Genomic DNA, 17410 nt, shown 5'->3' on the forward strand with positions numbered 1-17410 from the left:
CTACGGCTGAGCGGTGAACGAGACGAAGCGCGTGCCCTGCATGTTCAACGTGCCCTGCGCGCCCTTTTCTATCGGGTTGTACTGCCATTGCTTCAGCCGCAGCTGGATGTCTTCACCGCCCTGGTTCGGGCTGAACACCACCTCGTAATTCATCGGTTCATTGACCAACGGCTCGCGCTGCGGCGCGCGGGTCTTGGTGACCGGCACCGCGCGTTTGTCGCTCACCGTCACCTGCAGACTGCGCATCGGCGCGCGATCGTTTTCCGCCTCCTGCTGCCGCTGCTTGAAGTAGCGTTGCGTGGCCAGCACGGCGATCAACGCAATCACGGCGACAAAAAATAACGGTGGCTTACTCATCGGTTTCCCATTTCCTTCGCGGCTAAATCAGCGTAAACATAGCATTCTCAAGAAAGCATTGTCGATCGTCGGCAGGCTACCTACACTGAAATGAAGAAGTGACATTGGTGACAGTTTGGAGCCGGTTGTTGCGGCTCCCTCCTACATAAGGAAGACATAATGAGTTGGCCGTTCCTTGCCGTATTCTTTTCCGGTTGGCTGTTTGTCGACGCCTCTTACCGTGGGCCGCGCTGGCAGCGCTGGGTGTTCAAACCCGTCACGCTGCTGCTGCTGTTGCTGTTGGCCTGGCAGGCGCCGGTGCTCGGCGCCGCGGGTTATTTGATCGTACTCGGCCTGCTGGCGACGCTGATCGGCGACGCATTGCTCCTGTTGCCGCGCGAACGGGTGCTGTATGCCATCGGCGCCTTTTTCCTGTCCCACCTGCTGTACACCCTGAGTTTCGCCAGCCAGATGACGTTCAGCCTGTTCTGGCCGCTGCCGCTGGCGCTGCTGGCGATCGGCACACTGCTGCTGGCCACCGTCTGGACCCGGCTGGAAGAGATGCGCTGGCCGATCGTTACCTACGTAGCGATGACGCTGCTGATGGTCTGGCTGGCGGGCGAACAATATTTCCTGCGCAGCACCGATTTCGGCTTCTCGCTGCTGACCGGCACCTCGCTGCTGCTGCTGGCCAACGTGGTTTGGCTGCTCAACCGCTACCGCTTCACCTTCCGCGCGGCGGACGCCATCGTGGCTTTCTGTTACTTCTCCGGCCACTTCCTGATCGTGCGTTCGCTCTACCTGTAGAGACCTACCGCGGGTTCGGCGCGCCGAACCCGTTTCTTCATCAAGCCAGCGCTTTCAACGTCAGAGCATCATCCGCACCCAGCTGATTGCGGTACAGATCGCCGTCGCGCGAGAAGAACGCCAGCGTGCTGCCATCCGCCCGCAGCAGGGCGATGCCGTCCGGAGCCGGGCGCCAGCCCACGACTTCCGCCGCAAACACGCTCTGCAAACACTGTTGCCGATCCACCAGCTGATAGCCGTTGGTCTCGCTTTGTTCATGCGCCAGAAACTCGATTTGGCATTGCCGTTCGCTGTCGGCCACCTGCCATTGCCCCGCCAGCGACTGCGCGGTCGGCAATGCCAAACTGCCGGCCATCACCGCACTCGTCACCATCATGCCACCCGCCGCCAAAGCGGTGCGTGCTAAAGTACCTTTCATACCGGGCTCCTGCATCACGCCCGGCCGAGACTGCGCCGGGCGTTCCGTTGCTGTGTTACACGATAAAGTCCGTGGCGACGTCTACCTGGCCGACGATTTTCACCAGGAAGTCCGGCGCCTGATGCCCGCCGATGTTCACCGACAAATCGGTCACGTTGCTGGACGCGTTGTAGCTCAGCAGCGCCTCACCAGCCGTGCCGCTGAAGTGATCGACGAAGTGGATGAAATCACTGCTATTCGCTTCTTTATTGAAGAACGACAGGTCGATCTTGTCGATCCCTTTCTGGAAGTCGCGGATCCAGTCGGAAGCACCCGGTGCGGAATCGCTGGCGGCAGAGAACACAAAGATGTCTTTGCCGGCACCGCCCCACAGTTCATCCGCCCCGCCGCCGCCGAACAGCACGTCGTTACCCGCGCCGCCTTTCAGCACGTTGTTGGCCGCGTTGCCGACGATCACGTCATTGCCGGAACCGCCAATGGCGTTCTCAATGGTCACACCGGCGGCTATCGAGACGTTGCCCTTCAGGCCGCCCACGTCGGAGAACGATTTCTCATTCAGGTTGATGCGCTGGTTAGCGGTATAACCGGAGAAGTCGAAGGTATCGTTGCCACCCGCATCCCAGGCCGCAAAGATCACTTTCTGCGAATTGCTGGTGGTGCTGAGGAAGTCACGACCGGTATTGGAGTTAAAGCCGTACACGGTGTCGCCGGTGCGGGTCGACAGGTTGGCGCCATACAGATGCTGAATGGCGGCAATGTCATCCAGCAGCGGAGCCGCGGCATAGTGACCGCCGTTGTCGCCACCGGTGTTGGTTTCACTCCAGTAGCTCATCAGGCTGAACTGGCGGGTATCTTCCGCATAGGTGACGTCGTTATAGGTCGGGTTGCCCTCACCGGCGTTATAGTCGCCCGGGTGGCTCAGGCCCAGCGCATGGCCAATCTCATGGGTGAACGTCTGGCGGCCGTAGTCTTCGGTCGCCGGATGCTTCACGTTGGATTGGTTGACGTTGTACCAGGTCTGGCCGCCCAAATCCTGGCCCTGCCAAATGGTGTTCGGCAGGAAGGCGTAGGCCTGGGTACCATAATCATAGTGGCCGGGACGATCCTGGCTGTAATTGCCGAAGGTGATATTGGCCTTTTGACCGGCCGCCACTTCGGTGAAGGTGATATTGGCGACGTCGGCCCAGGACTGCAGCGACAGCTTAGCCTGCTGCTGCTGTTCCGCGCTGAACTTGCTCAGCCCGGTATCGCCGGCGACGTTGGTGGAAGAGAACTTATAGTCCGGGAAGGAGAAGGTTAATTTGACCGGCTGGCCAAATACCTTGTAACCGTTCCAGGTTTGGTTCTCGCGGGTAATAAACAGCCCAGCTTGCTCGTTAGAAAATGAATCCTTGCCATTAATCTGAATCCCGTTACCCCGCTCATGATAATGCAGCAGGTCATCTACAGCATCGTAGCCGGTTGTCGCGGCCGCAAGGCTGGATTCAGTAATTTCAATTGCCTTTTTAGTAGATTGCATTGGTTCGATTCCACTCATTACCTGATTGATATCAATCAGACAGATAGACATAACCTCCCCGTAAGCCACGGTTAATAAACCTTAAGCTTGCTGGAAGGGGCTTATGCGCCGTTACCGGCAGTGTGTTAGGTAGAATTAATGCATATATATCAGCAAATAAGATCACCATTAAAAATGGTAATCGATTCCAATTATAGGCAGGGTCGCAAAACTGCACATAAAATAATCAACCATTTATTATCGCAACGAAAGTTTGTTATGCTGCTTTTTAGGCTTCTTTACAAAGCAAATGAAACTTGATGAGGATAAGTTGGCACCAAACTTCAATAGCAATGCGGCCTGCAGACTCAAGCGAATCATGCTGGCTTTACTCAGGGGAAAAGGTAAATTTCGCTAAAGCGTTATAGATTAATAACTCTTTATTATTAGGTCGGGCGATTTTTTAGTTTCTATAGGAATATTATTTTCTTATTTAAACTAACGGTGGCGAGCCTTTCCCCCCCAATAGGGGATAAGAAAAGCCGATAGATTAAAATCCGCATTATTCATTATTGAATGAATACCCCCTTTCTACGCTTGAACGCCGTTAGCAATAATTCTCATCCGGCGCTTGACTCTGGAGTGGACTCCAGGGTGTAGAGTCAGTTGAGCAAACCCGTTTAACAGCCCGCAGGGGGACGTTATGCACAATCAGCAAAACCATAATCATCAGGAACATCACCACGCCGAAGGCGGATGCGGCTGCAACCACAGCCACAGCAAAACTCAGCACGGCTGCAGCAGCGAGTCGAAAAACGCCGCCGCACAGGCCGAACACGCCCACCATCATCACGATCATGGCGATAGCGGCTGCTGCACCGCCGCGCCCGACGATCCGGACGAGGAAAGCGACAGGCTGGCCGCCGCTCCCCCTTCCGGCAGCCAACGTTTCAGCTGGAAAGTTACCGGCATGGACTGCCCCAGCTGCGCCAAGAAAATCGAAAATGCCGTCACCGCACTCCCCGGCGTCGACAGCGCGCGCGTGTTGTTCGCCACCGAGAAACTGGTGGTCGACGCGCAGTCCGACCTCAGCCTGCGGATCCAGGACGCGGTCGCCCAGGCCGGCTTTACCCTGCTCGGCGCTCAGACCGCCAAAGCCGCCGCGCCGAAAACCTCACGCTTCGGCGAATTCGCGCCGCTGCTGCTGTTAACCACCCTGATGGTGGTCAGTTGGGTGCTGGATCGGGTTAACCCGGAGCTGGGCCGCATCGCCTTTATCGCCACCACGCTGGTCGGGTTGGCGCCGGTCGCCGCCAAGGCGCTGCGTTTGATTCGTTCCGGCACGCCGTTTGCCATCGAAACGCTGATGAGCGTGGCGGCCATCGGCGCGCTGTTCATCGGCGCCACCGCCGAAGCGGCGATGGTGCTGCTGCTGTTTATGGTCGGCGAACTGCTGGAATCCTACGCCGCCAACCGCGCACGGCGCGGGGTGAAGGCGCTGATGGAGCTGGTGCCGGAAGATGCGCTGCTGCTGCAAGGCACGGAACGCAAACGCGTGCCGGTCGCCAGCCTGCGCCCCGGCGACGTGATTGAAATCGCGCCCGGTGGGCGCCTGCCGGCCGACGCCGAGCTGCTCAATCCGTTCGCCAGCTTCGATGAAAGCGCCCTGACCGGCGAATCGGTGCCGGTCGAGCGCCAACAGGGGGAGAAAGTGGCCGCCGGCAGCCTGTCCGTCGATCAGGCGGCGCAGATGAAGGTGATATCCGAGCCCGGCAAAAACGCCATCGACCGCATCCTGCAGCTGATTGAAGAGGCCGAGGAGCGCCGCGCGCCGATCGAACGCTTCCTCGATCGCTTCAGCCGCTATTACACCCCGGCCATTATGCTGCTGGCCGTCGCGGTGATCCTGGTGCCACCGCTGCTGTTCTCACAGCCGTGGGATACCTGGATCTATCGCGGCCTGACGCTGCTGCTGATCGGCTGCCCATGTGCGCTGGTGATCTCAACGCCGGCGGCCATCACATCCGGACTGGCGGCCGCCACGCGGCGCGGCGCGCTGATTAAAGGCGGCGCGGCGCTGGAGCAACTGGGCCAGATCCAAACCATCGCCTTCGATAAAACCGGCACCCTGACCGAAGGCAAGCCGACGGTGACCGACGTGCTGCCGATCGGCGCGCTCACCGAACAGCGGCTGCTGCAGCTTGCCGCCGCGGTGGAAGCCGGTTCACATCACCCGCTGGCGCAGGCGATCATCAACCGCGCCGCCGCAAGCGGGGCTGAGTTGCCGCTGGCGCAGGCGCGCCGCGCGCTGGCCGGCGTCGGTGTGGAAGGGATCGTGGACGGCAAGACCGTGCTGATCAGCGCGCCGGGCAAACTGGCGCCGGGCCTGCTCGACGCCCAATGGCAGAGCCAGGTAGACAAGCTGGAAAACGCCGGCAAAACGGCGGTGGTGGTGCTGGAAGACGGCGCGCCCATCGGCTTGCTGGCGCTGCGCGATACGCTGCGCGGCGACGCCAAGCAGGCGATAGCCGAACTGAACGCGCTGGGCATTCGCGGCGTGATGCTGACCGGCGACAACCCGCGCGCCGCCGCGGCGATCGCCGGCGAGCTGGGCCTCGACTATCGCGCCGGTCTGCTGCCGGAAGATAAGGTCAAAGCGGTCACCGAGCTGAGCGAACTGCGCCCGACGGCGATGATCGGCGACGGCATCAACGACGCCCCGGCGATGAAAGCCTCCAACATCGGCATCGCCATGGGCAGCGGCACCGACGTGGCGCTGGAAACCGCCGACGCCGCCCTGACCCACAACCGGCTGCTGGGCGTCGCGGAGATGATCCGCATCTCACGCGCCACCCACGCCAATATCCGGCAAAACATCACCATCGCATTGGGGTTGAAGGGGGTCTTCCTGATCACCAGCCTGCTGGGGCTGACCGGTTTGTGGCTGGCGGTACTGGCTGACTCCGGCGCCACCGCGCTGGTCACCGCCAACGCGCTGCGGCTATTGAGAAAGCGCAGCTAAGCTCTGAAACAAACACGGGCGCGGCATACCGCGCCCGTTATCATTTGGGGGAGGGAACTTTTAACTCGGCCGCGCCGCCGTTAGACGCCTTTACGCAGCAGATAACGGTATGGCACCTGTTCGGTCTCCTGCGCCACCAGCGTGTGCTCCATAAAGCGGCAGAACCCCGGGATATCGCGGGTGGTGGCCGGATCGTCGGCGATAATCAGCAGCGTTTCGCCGTTGTCCATATGGCGCACGGTTTTACGCACCATCATCACCGGTTCCGGACAGCGCAGCCCCAGCGCGTCGAGCGTCTGGTCTGCCTGGGCAAATAAGTCAGTCATGCAATTTTTCTCGTTCAAAAACGATCGGCGAACGCTCGCCGCATCTCATTAGCGCCTAGTTTACGCCGGTAGTTTTTCTGCGCAAGATGCGTTAACGTTTGCGTTAAATTTAACCATTGCATTGGTTGCGCAAACGCGTATCATGCCGCCGCGCAGCGTTTTTTGCTGTTTTGACAAGACACACTGGGTTCCCTCACCCCACTGCTAAAAAGGCTACAACATGTATTCGTTTACCGCACAGCAGCGCTTTACCGCGTTGGTCTGGCTTTCGCTGTTTCATATCGCCATCATTACCTCCAGCAACTACCTGGTGCAGCTGCCGATCACCGTTTTCGGCTTCCATACCACCTGGGGCGCCTTTACTTTCCCGTTTATCTTCCTGGCGACCGATCTGACCGTGCGCATCTTCGGCGCGCCGCTGGCGCGGCGCATCATCCTGGCGGTGATGGTGCCGGCGCTGTTCATCTCTTATGTGATCTCCACCGTCACCTATCAGGGAGAATGGCAGGGCTTTGCGGCGCTGAACAGTTTTAACCTGTTCGTGGCGCGCATCGCCGTCGCCAGCTTTATGGCCTATGTGCTCGGCCAGATCCTCGACGTACACGTCTTCAACCGCCTGCGTCAACGCAGCGCCTGGTGGGTGGCGCCGGCGGCGGCGATGTTCCTCGGCAACATCAGCGATACACTGGCGTTCTTCTTCATCGCCTTTTATAAGAGCAGCGATCCCTTCATGGCCAACAACTGGGTGGAGATCGCGCTGGTGGATTACAGCTTCAAGGTGATGATCTGCCTGCTGTTCTTCCTGCCGATGTACGGCGTATTACTGAACATGCTGCTCAAACGCATCGCAGCGCGCAGCGGCGGCCTGCAGCCGGGCTGAGTCGTGTTATTCTGGGCGGCCCTATCCTTTGGAGGCCGCTCATGACCCCAATCGTCCGCACCGCCACGCTTGAAGACATCCACCGCCTTTACCAACGCATCCCCGAATTCGGCGGCCTGCATAGCCTGGCCGATCTGCAGCGGCGCATCGGCGCCGCCCCCGCCAGCCTGTTGATCGCCGAGATAGCCGGGCAACCGGCCGGTTTCAAACTCGGTTATCAACGGCAGGAAACGGTGTTTTACAGCTGGCTGGGCGGCGTGTTGCCGGCATTTCGTCGCCACGGCGTGGCGCAGGCCTTGTTGGCCGAACAAGAGCGCTGGGCGCGGGCGCAGGGCTATCGCCAACTGACGGTCAAAACCCGTAACCGGTTCCGCGCCATGCTGACGATGCTGATCGCCCACCACTATCAGATTGTTCAGCTGGAAAAGAAAGGCGAAGTGGCTGATTATCGGCTATTACTGGAAAAAAACTTGTGACAACATCTGCCTTGCATTTCAACCTGGAATAGGTTGCGATACGACAGTGAATCCCTACCGGAAAGGAAGAAGGAAGCCCGATGCGTAAAGTAGCGAAATTGATGGGTATCAGCCTGCTGGCGCTTGGCCTCGCGGCCTGCGACGGCGAAACCAAAGACACCAAGGCGGCAACGGACGGCACGGCGGCCAGCGCGCCGGCCGGGCAGCAGGTGAGCCTGCTGGACGGTAAACTGGCGTTCACCCTGCCGGTCGGCATGGCGGATCAGAGCGGCAAGCTGGGCAACCAGGCCAACAACATGCATGTTTACGCAGACAGCACCGGCCAGCGCGCGGTGATTGTGATCCTGGGTGACAAGACCGCCGACAGCCTGGAGACCCTGGCCAAGCGCCTGGAGAATACCCAACGCGCACGTGACGCCAACCTGCAGGTGATCACCAACAAAGCGCTCGACGTCAACGGTGTGCCGCTGCGTCAGCTGGACAGCATCATCACCAGCGGCGGCGAGAAAGCCTATTCTTCCGTCCTGATCGGCTCACTGAACAACAACATGCTGACCATTCAGGTAACGCTGCCGGCGGACAATCAGCAGCAGGCGCAGACCGAAGCCGAAGGCATCATCTCCACCCTGAAGCTGAAGCAGTAATCCCACAAAGGGCCGGCTTGCCGGCCCTTTCGTTTTATGCCAGCGCCTGCGCCAGCAGGGTGATCGGATGTTCGCAGCGTTTGCTGGTGGACATTTCTATCTGCCATTTGCAGGTCTCGCAGTCGGTCACCACCAGATCCACCCCGCTCTCTTCTATCTGCCGGAACAGCGGCGCGCCGATGCCCTGCGACGTGGCGTAGTTCTCCGATTTGAACCCGTAGGTGCCGGCGATGCCGCAGCACTGCGAATCCAGCACCACCAGCTCCAGCCCCGGTATCTGCCGCAGCAGCTCCAGGGTGTAGGCGGTCCAGCCCATCTTCTCCATATGGCAAGGCGTGTGATAAGCCACCCGCAGCGGCGTGCGTTTCAGCGGCAGGCTGCGCCCCTGATTGATCAGGCGATAGAGATAGCGCGTCGCCAGCTCCACCCGATCGCGCACCGGGGTGGTGTCTACGTCCAGCAGATGAGGGTATTCGTCACGCAGGGTGAAGGTGCAACTCGACGAAGTGGCCACCACCGGAATGCCGCGTTCCAGCACCGTTTCATGCAGCGATTCGGCATTGACCCTGGCCTGCTTTTTGGCCTGCTCGATAAACCCGTTGGCGATCAGCGGCACGCCGCAGCATTTCTCGCGTTTCAGCAGCTGCACGCCGATATCCAGCGCGTTGAACACCCGGACCAAATCCTTGCCCAGCTGCGGGTGGTTATAGTTGACGAAGCAGCCGTGGAAGAACGCCACCTGCTCGGCGTAACGCTGCTGCGCCTGCGCCTGTTGTCGGTACCAGCGGCGGAAGGTGCCGAACGAGTATTTCGGCAGTTCACGCCGGTGATCGATCTTCAGCGCCTTGTCCAGCAGCTTGCGCACCGGTTTCAGCCCGGTGGCGGCGTTGACGATCGGCGCGAACGGCGTCGACAGCGATCCCATGATATCGGTGTGGCTGAGGATGGCGTCACGCAGCGTCGGCTTGCTCTGGGCAAAGTCGGCGCGGGCGCGCTGAATGATGTCGCCGATTTTGACATCGGACGGGCAGGCCACTTCACAACGCTTGCAGTTGGTGCAATATTTCAACGCCTCGTCGTACAGCGCCGGGTCTTTCAGCCGCAGCCGCTCGCCATCCGGCCCCGCCTGTTTCGGCCCCGGGTAGAGCGGGTTCACTTTGGCCACCGGGCAGTAGGTGGTGCAGACGGTGCATTTGATGCAGCTTTCAAAGCTGTGATCCTGATGCAGACTCATGCGTTTTCCTCCGCGGCGATCTGCTGCGCAACGTGCAGCGCACCGATCAATGACACGCCGGCGCCGCAGCCCTGCTGCAGCGGATCGTAGCCGCCGGCGACCGCACCGATGGCATACAGATTGTCGAACGGCATTCCCTGCTTCATCGCCCGCAGCCTGCCGTCGGTACGCACGCCAAACTGCAGATAAGGCTGTGGCGCGAACAGCTCGCGCCGGCTCCAGTCGGCGCGATCGGCGCGGCTGTGCACGTCCAGCCCGAAGATCGGTTCACGCACTTCATCGAAACCCGCCACCAGCCCGTTGCTGAAGAAGCTGCCGCTGGCCAGCACCACCTGCTGCGCCCCCAGCGGAATATCGCCGTGGTTGCGGGTATACAGGCCGGTGACGCGGCCGGCTTCACACTCGGCGCGCAGCACGCTGTCGCCAGGCATGAAAACGCCGCCCAGCTGCTGGAAACGCCGCCGCAGCGCCTGATGCAAGCGCATGCCGGGCACCGAAGGCGGCAACGTCGGCAGCAGCCGGATCGGCTTGCCGACCGCATCCTGCAGCACCGCCAGCGACGCGTCGTCCTCCAGGCCCAGACAGGCCGGCAGGAAGAGCGCCTCGGCCTCGCCCGCCAGCCGCCGCAGCTCTTCGGCCATCGGCGGCAGGCTTTCCATCAAATCCAGTACCCGGGCGATGTTCACCGCGCGGAACTCGCTGGGGTTATTGCGCAATCTGTCCAGCGCCGGCATGTGCAGATAGGCCACATCCGCCTCTACGCCGAGCTCCCGGCTCAGAGAGTCGGCGGCCATCTGCGGTTGGAAGTCGAGGAACCCTTCGATGCCGATCACCGCAATGCGCCGCCAGGGCAGTTGGCCGGTCAGCGGCAGCGTCGGGATCGCCTGCGGGCTGAGCCAGGTAGCGCGGCGCGTGCCGAGCGGCGTGATACGCAGATGGTTGTTCACCCCCTCGCCCTGCAGATTCAGCCCGCAGCGTTCCAGCAGCCGCTGCGCGGCGGCGGACAGCGCCGCCACCCGGCCGGGGCCAATCAGAGAATACGGATGCTGCGGCGCCTGTTGCGCCAGCTGCGGCAGCGCCGCCAGCGGCATCTCGACCGGCGTGCCGTCCGGCAATCTCGCCAGCAGATCGAGCGAGCCGGAGGAGAAGTAGAGCGCGCTCTGGCCGGAACTGACCACCGCACAGCGTTTGCCCTGTTCGGCCACGGCAATGGCGCAGCTCAGGCCCGCCAGGCCGCCGCCAATCACCACTACGTCAAATCGCATCATCCGCCTCCTGCTCTTTGTCTGCCTGGGCCTCAAGCCCGCATAATCCCTGATAAACCCAACTGGTAAATTCGCTCTCGCGCAGCGCATCGCCCCAGGCGATCGGCCGCACGCCTTTCCAGCGTTCGTTGAGGAACTGCGACAGCTGCGTGATGGATTGCTGCGGCGTGCTGACCTTGAAGCGCGTCAGCAGTCCGGCGGCGCGGCAGGCGCAGAGTTCACCCTGGCAGGTGCCCATGCCGACGCGGGTGCGGCGGCGCAGATCCACCAAGTTATTGACGGTCAGCGAATTGACCGCATAGCGCACTTCCCCGGCGGTCACCGCCTCGCACTCGCACACCAGGCTGGTGTCGAGCCGATCGGCCGCCGGCACCTGGCTGGCGCGATCGCCGTGCCGGTAAATCGCCGAGCCGCGGATGCTGGCGGGCAGAGAAACCACGCTGCGCACCGTTTCCTCCGCCGACTGACGGGATCCGGGCAGCGCGTCCTGCGCGGTGGTGCACGGACTATTTACGCCGAGCTTTTCACATACCTTGTCGGTGGCCCACTCCGCCATCAGGCGGTAGGTCATCAGCTTGCCGCCGGTGATGGTGATAAACCCTTCCAGCCCGTCGCGGGCGGCATGATCGAGCAGCACGATGCCGCGGCTGACATTGCGCCCGCTGGGATCGTCGTCGCTGGCCACCAGCGGCCGCACCCCGGCATAGGCGCGCAGAATGCGGGTCTGCGCCAGGGTGGGCGCCAGCAGCGCCCCCTCGCGGATCAGAATGTCCACCTCCTGCGGGGTCACCAGCATGTTGTCAATTTGGTCGTAGTCGATATGGGTCGAGGTGGTGCCGATCAGCGAGATGGTGTCGCCCGGCACCAGGATGTCGGCGTCCGCCGGTTTGCGGCAACGGTTGATCACCATGTTGTTGATGCGGTGACCGAGGATCAGCAGCGCTCCCTTGGCCGGGAACATGCGGATACGCAAATCGGCGTATTCGGCGATCTGCTGGCCCCAGATGCCGGCGGCGTTGACCACCACCGCTGCGTGCAGCTCATAGCGCCGCTGATTCTGATGGTCGTAAACGCGCACGCCCGTCACCCGATCGCCGCTGCGCAACAACCCGACCACCTGGTGGTAAGTCAGGATCTGCGCGCCGTGTTCGCGCGCATCCAGCATGTTGGCGGCGGTCAGCCGGAAAGGATCGACGGTGCCGTCCGGCACCCGCACCGCGCCAATCAGCGCCGGATTAGCCGCCGGCTCCAGCCGCAGCGCCAGCTGCGGGTCGATCGCTTCGGCGTCGATGTCGGCCTGGCGACAGGCGGCGATAAACTGTTGCTGATACTCCAGCGAGTCCTGCGGCAGGGTGATGAACAGCCCATCGGTGCGCTCGATACAGTGATGCGCGATGCGTTTCAGGATGCGGTTCTCTTCGATGCACTCGCGCGCCGACTCCCCGTCGGTCACCGCATAGCGCGCGCCGCTGTGCAGCAAGCCGTGGTTGCGGCCGGTGGCGCCGGTGGCGATGTCGTGACGCTCCAGCAAAATGCAGCGCAAGCCGCGCCGCGCACAATCGCGGGCAATGCCTGCGCCGGTGGCGCCGCCGCCGATGATGATCACATCCGTTTCGCCGCCGTCAAAATAGCTGCTCATGTCGCTCCCTCAGGATCGGTAGTTATGAGCCTATTGAGCCACGGTTATTAGGGTCTTTGTTTGATAAGGAACAAGAACGAACATGAAACGAAATAAAAATGTCCACAAAAAACCATCAATGTGATCATAATCACGATTTTTGGACGTTTTTCTATTTCATAACGTTAACGAATCGCTCAAAATCCGCCGTGGTTTCATGAAAGTGTAACAATTGCGCCATTCGTCACAGCGACACCAGGCGTATTTGTCGACAATGGCGCTCGTTATGGAACACAAAAACACCACATTCGATATCCGCTCAATCATCAAATGAACGTAAAAGGTCATATTGATGTGATAACAGATAAAGCCATCGGAGGCGCTCATGTTGAGTATTTTTAAGCCGGCCGCACACATCGCCCGTGTGCCGAGCGATAAGGTAGACCCGCTCTACCGTAAGCTGCGCTGGCAAATTTTCCTGGGGATCTTCTTCGGTTACGCCGCTTACTATCTGGTGCGTAAGAACTTCACCCTGGCCATGCCTTACCTGATCGAACAAGGCTTCAGCCGCGGCGACCTCGGCTTCGCGCTGTCGGGCATCTCCATCGCCTACGGCTTCTCCAAATTCATCATGGGTTCGGTCTCCGACCGTTCCAACCCGCGAGTGTTCCTGCCTGCCGGCCTGATCCTGGCGGCGGCGGTGATGTTGTTCATGGGCTTCGTGCCGTGGGCCACCTCCAGCATCGCCATCATGTTCGTCCTGCTGTTCCTGTGCGGCTGGTTCCAGGGCATGGGTTGGCCGCCGTGCGGCCGTACCATGGTGCACTGGTGGTCGCAGAAAGAACGCGGCGGCATCGTTTCCATCTGGAACTGCGCCCACAACGTGGGTGGCGGCCTGCCGCCGCTGCTGTTCCTGCTGGGCATGGCCTGGTTCAACGACTGGCACGCGGCGCTGTACATGCCGGCCTTCGGCGCCATCCTGGTGGCCCTGATCGCCTTCGCCCTGATGCGCGACACCCCGCAATCCTGCGGCCTGCCGCCGATTGAAGAGTACAAAAACGACTATCCGGACGACTACAGCGAAAAAGACGAAGAAGAGCTGACCGCCAAGCAGATCTTCATGCAGTACATCCTGCCGAACAAGCTGCTGTGGTACATCGCGGTCGCCAACGTGTTCGTCTACCTGCTGCGTTACGGCATTCTGGACTGGTCGCCGACCTACCTGAAAGAAGTGAAGCACTTCGCGCTGGACAAGTCTTCCTGGGCCTACTTCCTGTATGAATACGCCGGTATCCCGGGCACTCTGCTGTGCGGCTGGATGTCGGACAAAGTGTTCAAAGGTAACCGCGGCGCCACCGGCGTGTTCTTCATGACGCTGGTGACCATCGCCACCGTGGTGTTCTGGATGAACCCGGCCGGCAACCCGACCGTGGACATGATCTGTATGCTGGTCATCGGCTTCCTGATCTACGGCCCGGTGATGCTGATCGGCCTGCACGCGCTGGAGCTGGCGCCGAAGAAAGCCGCCGGCACCGCCGCGGGCTTCACCGGCCTGTTCGGCTACCTGGGCGGCTCGGTCGCGGCCAGCGCCATCGTCGGTTACACCGTGGACTTCTTCGGTTGGGACGGCGGCTTCATGGTGATGATCGGCGGCAGCATCGCAGCGGTCATCCTGCTGCTGCTGACCATGCTGAACGAGAAGAAACACCACGCGGAAATCGCCGCCAAGCGCGGTTAAGCGTCACACGACTTTTGCATGATTTAAAGGCCGCCCTGCGGCCTTTTTACTACCCTGCCCCCAACAACACGGAGAAAACGGAATGCGGACTCAAGTCAAAGCCCTGCTGACAGGGATCATTCTCGCCACCTCGATGGTCAGCGCCGCGCAGGCGGCGGACAAAGTGGTCATCGCCCACCGCGGCGCCAGCGGCTACCTGCCGGAACACACCCTGCCGGCGAAGGCGATGGCCTACGCGCAGGGCGCCGATTATCTCGAACAAGATCTGGTGATGACCAAGGACAACGAGCTGGTGGTGCTGCACGACCATTACCTCGATCGCGTCACCGACGTCGCCGAACGCTTCCCGGACCGCGCGCGTAAAGACGGCCGTTATTACGCCATCGACTTTACGCTGGCGGAGATCAAATCGCTGAAGTTCACCGAAGGCTTTGAAATCGAAAACGGCAAGAAGGTGCAGGGCTACCCTGGCCGCTTCCCGATGGGCAAATCCGACTTCCGCGTGCACACCTTCCAGGAGGAGATCGAGTTCGTGCAGGGTCTGAACCATTCGACCGGCAAGAACATCGGCATCTACCCTGAAATCAAGGCGCCGTGGTTCCACAAACAGGAAGGCAAAGACATCTCCAGCAAAGTGCTGGCGGTGCTCAAGCAGTACGGCTACACCGGCAAGAACGACAACGTCTACCTGCAGTGCTTCGACGCCAACGAGCTCAAGCGCATCAAGAACGAGCTGGAGCCGAAGCTGGGCATGGATCTGAAGCTGGTGCAGCTGATCGCCTATAACGACTGGCAGGAAACCTACGAGCAGAAAGCCGACGGCAAGTGGGCGGAATACGACTACGACTGGATGTTCAAACCGGGCGCGATGAAGAAAATCGCTCAGTATGCCGACGGCATCGGGCCGGACTACCACATGCTGGTGGTGGCGGATCAATCCAAGCCGGGTCACATCGTGCTGACCGACATGGTGAAAGAAGCGCACGCCAGCAAGCTGGCGGTGCATCCGTTCACCATCCGCGCCGATGCGCTGCCGAAGTACGTGACCGACGTGAACCAACTGTATGACGTGATTTACAACCAGGCCGGCGTCGACGGCGTGTTCACCGACTTCCCGGACAAGGGCGTGCAGTTCCTGCAGAAGCAGGGCCAGCACAAGTAATGCCAAGGGCGCCGCGAGGCGCCCTTATTATTTAATGGTTATTTCAGAGGAACATCTTGCGCAGGTAGTGCGGTACCGCATTATCGACGTTGGAGCCGATCACTTCCAGCTCCGGCAGCATGTCCTTCAGGCGCTGATGCGCGTCGCGCATGATGCAGCCCTTGCCGGCCATCGACAACATCTCCAGATCGTTCATGCCGTCGCCGAAGGCGATGCACTCTTGCAGCGTATAGCCGATGATCTTGGCCACTTCTTCCAGCGCATGCCCTTTCGACACGCCGCCCGCCATCACTTCCAGGCAGGTCGGGAACGAGAAGCTGACGTTGACCCTATCGCCCCAGCGCGCGTTGATGGCGTCTTCCACCTGCAGCAACCGCTCGTGATCTTCACAGGTGAAGTAAACCTTGCAGACGCCGTCGGTTTCCAGCAGGCCCGGCTCAAACAGCTGATATTTGAACACCGACTCCTGGAAGAACTCTTCCTGCTCCGGGCTTTCGCGGTTGGTAAACCAATCGTCGTTACGGTAGACGTTGGTGGTGATATCCGGATCGTCGTGCAGCATGCCGTACAGATCGCGGGCGATATCTCCGTCCAGGTTGTGGCTGAAAATCAGTTCGCCGGCGGTGTTGTGCACCCGTGCGCCGTTGGAGGTGATCATAAAGGCGCTGATCTCCAGGCTGTCGCGGATCTGCGCCACGTCGATATGGTGGCGGCCGGTGGCGAACACGAAATGCACGCCGCGCTGAGTCAGCAACTTCAGCGTTTCTTTAGCGTACGGCGACAGGGTATGGTCGGGAGACAGCAGCGTGCCATCTAAATCGGAAGCGACGACGTGATACATAGCGTTATGTTCTAACCTCTGATGGAGTTGTCGGCGGCAGCGCGCCGCCTAAGTGTTGAGCAAAGAAGCGCAGAATTGCGTTCAGTGCTTCGGCGCGCAGCGCGTCCCGCTCGAACAGGATCTCATGGCGTGCGCCGTTGATAACCCACGGGAGCCCCCCTTCGCAAGGGCGCCCCGCGTCTGACAGAGCCTGACAAAAAGCCTGGTGCGAACGGTTGTCGACTACCCGTTCTTCACCGGCCTGCAAAAGCAACAGCGGCGTGGTGATCTTCCCGGCCTGCGCGATAATCTGCCGGCCGGCGCGGATGCTCTCCCGCACCCAATGGTAGGTCGGCCCGCCCACCTGCAGCTCGGGGTAATCGGCATAATAACGCAGGCTGCGCCGGTAGCGCTCGCGGCTATGGGTCAACACGTTGACCACATAGGGCAACGGACGCCACTGGCCGGTGCCCACCGCGTAATAGTCGCGGATCGCCGGGCGGGTCTCCGCCCAGTCGAGAATGCGATCGGCCAGCCAACCCGGCATCGGCAACCGGATGCCGAACATCGGCGCGCAAAACGCCGCCGCGTCGAACGCCTGCGGCCGGCACTGCAGGAACTGCGCCAGGATCGCGCCGCCCATCGAATGCGCCAGCGCGAAGCGCTGCCGATAACCGCGCGATTCGACCTCGCGCAGCCACAGCTGTTCGAAATCATCCACGTAGTCGGCGAAGTTTACCACATGACCGCGGTGCGTATCCGCCAGTAAACGCCCGGAACGCCCCTGGCCGCGATGATCGACGATCACCACATCGTAGCCGCAGTGGAACAGATCGTAGGCCACCTCAGGGTATTTCACGTAGCTTTCGATGCGGCCGGGGCTGACCACCACCACCCGCTGATGTCGCGCAGAACTGAAGCGCACAAAGCGGATCGGCACGCCGTCCACGCCGCTGAATTCGCCTTCTTCGCGCTGCCGCCAGAAATCCAGCAGCGGCCCGGTGGCGAAGGCAGCGAACTGCGTTTCACGCGTTAACCAGTCATCGGAACTGAGAGTGAACGAGGTCATCGAGAGCGTTTTCCCTGTGGGGCCGGCGGAAAATGTGACCGCTGGCACAAGAAATCATACTAGCGTATTGTGATTCAATTCTGACAAAAACGGCGCC

At 60.9% G+C, this 17410-nt stretch carries 16 protein-coding genes; 7 read left to right on the plus strand and 9 right to left on the minus strand.

Translation table 11 applies throughout. The features are described 5' to 3' along the window. Entirely contained in the window at positions 1-357 is a 357-nt protein-coding gene (locus ACJ8PN_RS17395; protein ID WP_004934324.1) for a DUF2500 domain-containing protein, read from the minus strand. A 159-nt stretch (positions 358-516) separates the two neighbouring features. On the opposite strand from ACJ8PN_RS17395, the gene ACJ8PN_RS17400 reads away from it, so the two are divergent. After that, positions 517-1143 carry a lysoplasmalogenase gene (locus ACJ8PN_RS17400; protein ID WP_351107979.1) on the plus strand — a complete coding sequence of 209 codons (627 nt, stop codon included), beginning with the start codon at positions 517-519 and terminating at the stop codon, positions 1141-1143. 40 nt (positions 1144-1183) lie between these two features. Here the strand turns inward: ACJ8PN_RS17400 and ACJ8PN_RS17405 are convergent, their stop codons facing one another. Together ACJ8PN_RS17405 and ACJ8PN_RS17410 are read right to left on the minus strand one after the other, a co-directional pair. After that, a complete protein-coding gene (locus tag ACJ8PN_RS17405) occupies positions 1184-1561 on the minus strand; it encodes an AprI/Inh family metalloprotease inhibitor (protein ID WP_004934320.1) in 378 nt (125 codons plus the stop codon). Between the two features lie 55 nt (positions 1562-1616). Next, entirely contained in the window at positions 1617-3080 is a 1464-nt protein-coding gene (locus ACJ8PN_RS17410; protein WP_004934318.1) for a serralysin family metalloprotease, read from the minus strand. A 682-nt stretch (positions 3081-3762) separates the two neighbouring features. Between ACJ8PN_RS17410 and ACJ8PN_RS17415 the strand changes: the two genes are divergently transcribed. After that, positions 3763-6081, plus strand: a complete 2319-nt coding sequence (locus ACJ8PN_RS17415) for a zinc/cadmium/mercury/lead-transporting ATPase (protein ID WP_442535120.1) — start codon at positions 3763-3765, stop codon at positions 6079-6081. A gap of 80 nt (positions 6082-6161) precedes the next feature. Here the strand turns inward: ACJ8PN_RS17415 and tusA are convergent, their stop codons facing one another. Next, on the minus strand, positions 6162-6407 hold the full coding sequence (tusA, locus tag ACJ8PN_RS17420; protein ID WP_004934314.1) for a sulfurtransferase TusA: 246 nt from the start codon (positions 6405-6407) through the stop codon (positions 6162-6164). Positions 6408-6627: 220 nt separating this feature from the next. On the opposite strand from tusA, the gene ACJ8PN_RS17425 reads away from it, so the two are divergent. The 3 genes from ACJ8PN_RS17425 to ACJ8PN_RS17435 all read left to right on the plus strand — a co-directional run bounded on the left by ACJ8PN_RS17425 (position 6628) and on the right by ACJ8PN_RS17435 (position 8407). Next, positions 6628-7287 (plus strand): 7-cyano-7-deazaguanine/7-aminomethyl-7-deazaguanine transporter, encoded by a 660-nt coding sequence (locus tag ACJ8PN_RS17425; RefSeq protein ID WP_004934310.1) that lies wholly within the window; start codon positions 6628-6630, stop codon positions 7285-7287. Positions 7288-7328: 41 nt separating this feature from the next. Next, positions 7329-7763 (plus strand): GNAT family N-acetyltransferase, encoded by a 435-nt coding sequence (locus ACJ8PN_RS17430; protein ID WP_004934307.1) that lies wholly within the window; start codon positions 7329-7331, stop codon positions 7761-7763. Between the two features lie 80 nt (positions 7764-7843). Next, positions 7844-8407: a DcrB family lipoprotein gene (locus ACJ8PN_RS17435; protein ID WP_004934304.1), complete on the plus strand. Its 564-nt coding sequence runs from the start codon at positions 7844-7846 to the stop codon at positions 8405-8407. Between the two features lie 34 nt (positions 8408-8441). Here ACJ8PN_RS17435 and glpC read toward each other — a convergent pair whose 3' ends face one another. From glpC to glpA, 3 genes are read right to left on the minus strand one after another with little or no spacing between them, the layout of a single operon-like run. Continuing rightward, on the minus strand, positions 8442-9641 hold the full coding sequence (gene glpC, locus ACJ8PN_RS17440) for an anaerobic glycerol-3-phosphate dehydrogenase subunit GlpC (protein WP_049186135.1): 1200 nt from the start codon (positions 9639-9641) through the stop codon (positions 8442-8444). After that, positions 9638-10906, minus strand: a complete 1269-nt coding sequence (gene glpB / locus ACJ8PN_RS17445) for a glycerol-3-phosphate dehydrogenase subunit GlpB (RefSeq protein WP_275095957.1) — start codon at positions 10904-10906, stop codon at positions 9638-9640. The genes glpC and glpB overlap by 4 nt, the downstream gene beginning before the upstream one ends. Next, complete coding sequence (glpA, locus tag ACJ8PN_RS17450; RefSeq protein ID WP_442535121.1) at positions 10896-12545, minus strand: anaerobic glycerol-3-phosphate dehydrogenase subunit A; 1650 nt, start codon at positions 12543-12545, stop codon at positions 10896-10898. Before glpA ends, glpB begins: the two co-directional genes overlap by 11 nt. 364 nt (positions 12546-12909) lie before the next feature. Between glpA and glpT the strand changes: the two genes are divergently transcribed. After that, positions 12910-14262: a glycerol-3-phosphate transporter gene (gene glpT, locus ACJ8PN_RS17455; RefSeq protein WP_277496942.1), complete on the plus strand. Its 1353-nt coding sequence runs from the start codon at positions 12910-12912 to the stop codon at positions 14260-14262. 82 nt (positions 14263-14344) lie between these two features. Beyond that, positions 14345-15424, plus strand: coding sequence for a glycerophosphodiester phosphodiesterase (gene glpQ, locus ACJ8PN_RS17460; RefSeq protein WP_442535122.1), 1080 nt, complete (start codon positions 14345-14347; stop codon positions 15422-15424). A 43-nt stretch (positions 15425-15467) separates the two neighbouring features. On the opposite strand, the gene yigL is transcribed toward glpQ, so the two are convergent. Both yigL and pldB read right to left on the minus strand, forming a co-directional pair. Then, entirely contained in the window at positions 15468-16265 is a 798-nt protein-coding gene (yigL, locus tag ACJ8PN_RS17465) for a sugar/pyridoxal phosphate phosphatase YigL (protein ID WP_004934290.1), read from the minus strand. A 4-nt stretch (positions 16266-16269) separates the two neighbouring features. Further along, the gene (gene pldB, locus ACJ8PN_RS17470) at positions 16270-17313 is read right to left on the minus strand and encodes a lysophospholipase L2 (RefSeq protein ID WP_171453157.1); all 1044 of its coding nucleotides are present in this window, start codon (positions 17311-17313) and stop codon (positions 16270-16272) included. Positions 17314-17410 lie beyond the last annotated feature (97 nt).

The organism is Serratia sp. CY76391, from assembly GCF_052166695.1.
Lineage (GTDB): Bacteria > Pseudomonadota > Gammaproteobacteria > Enterobacterales > Enterobacteriaceae > Serratia > Serratia nematodiphila.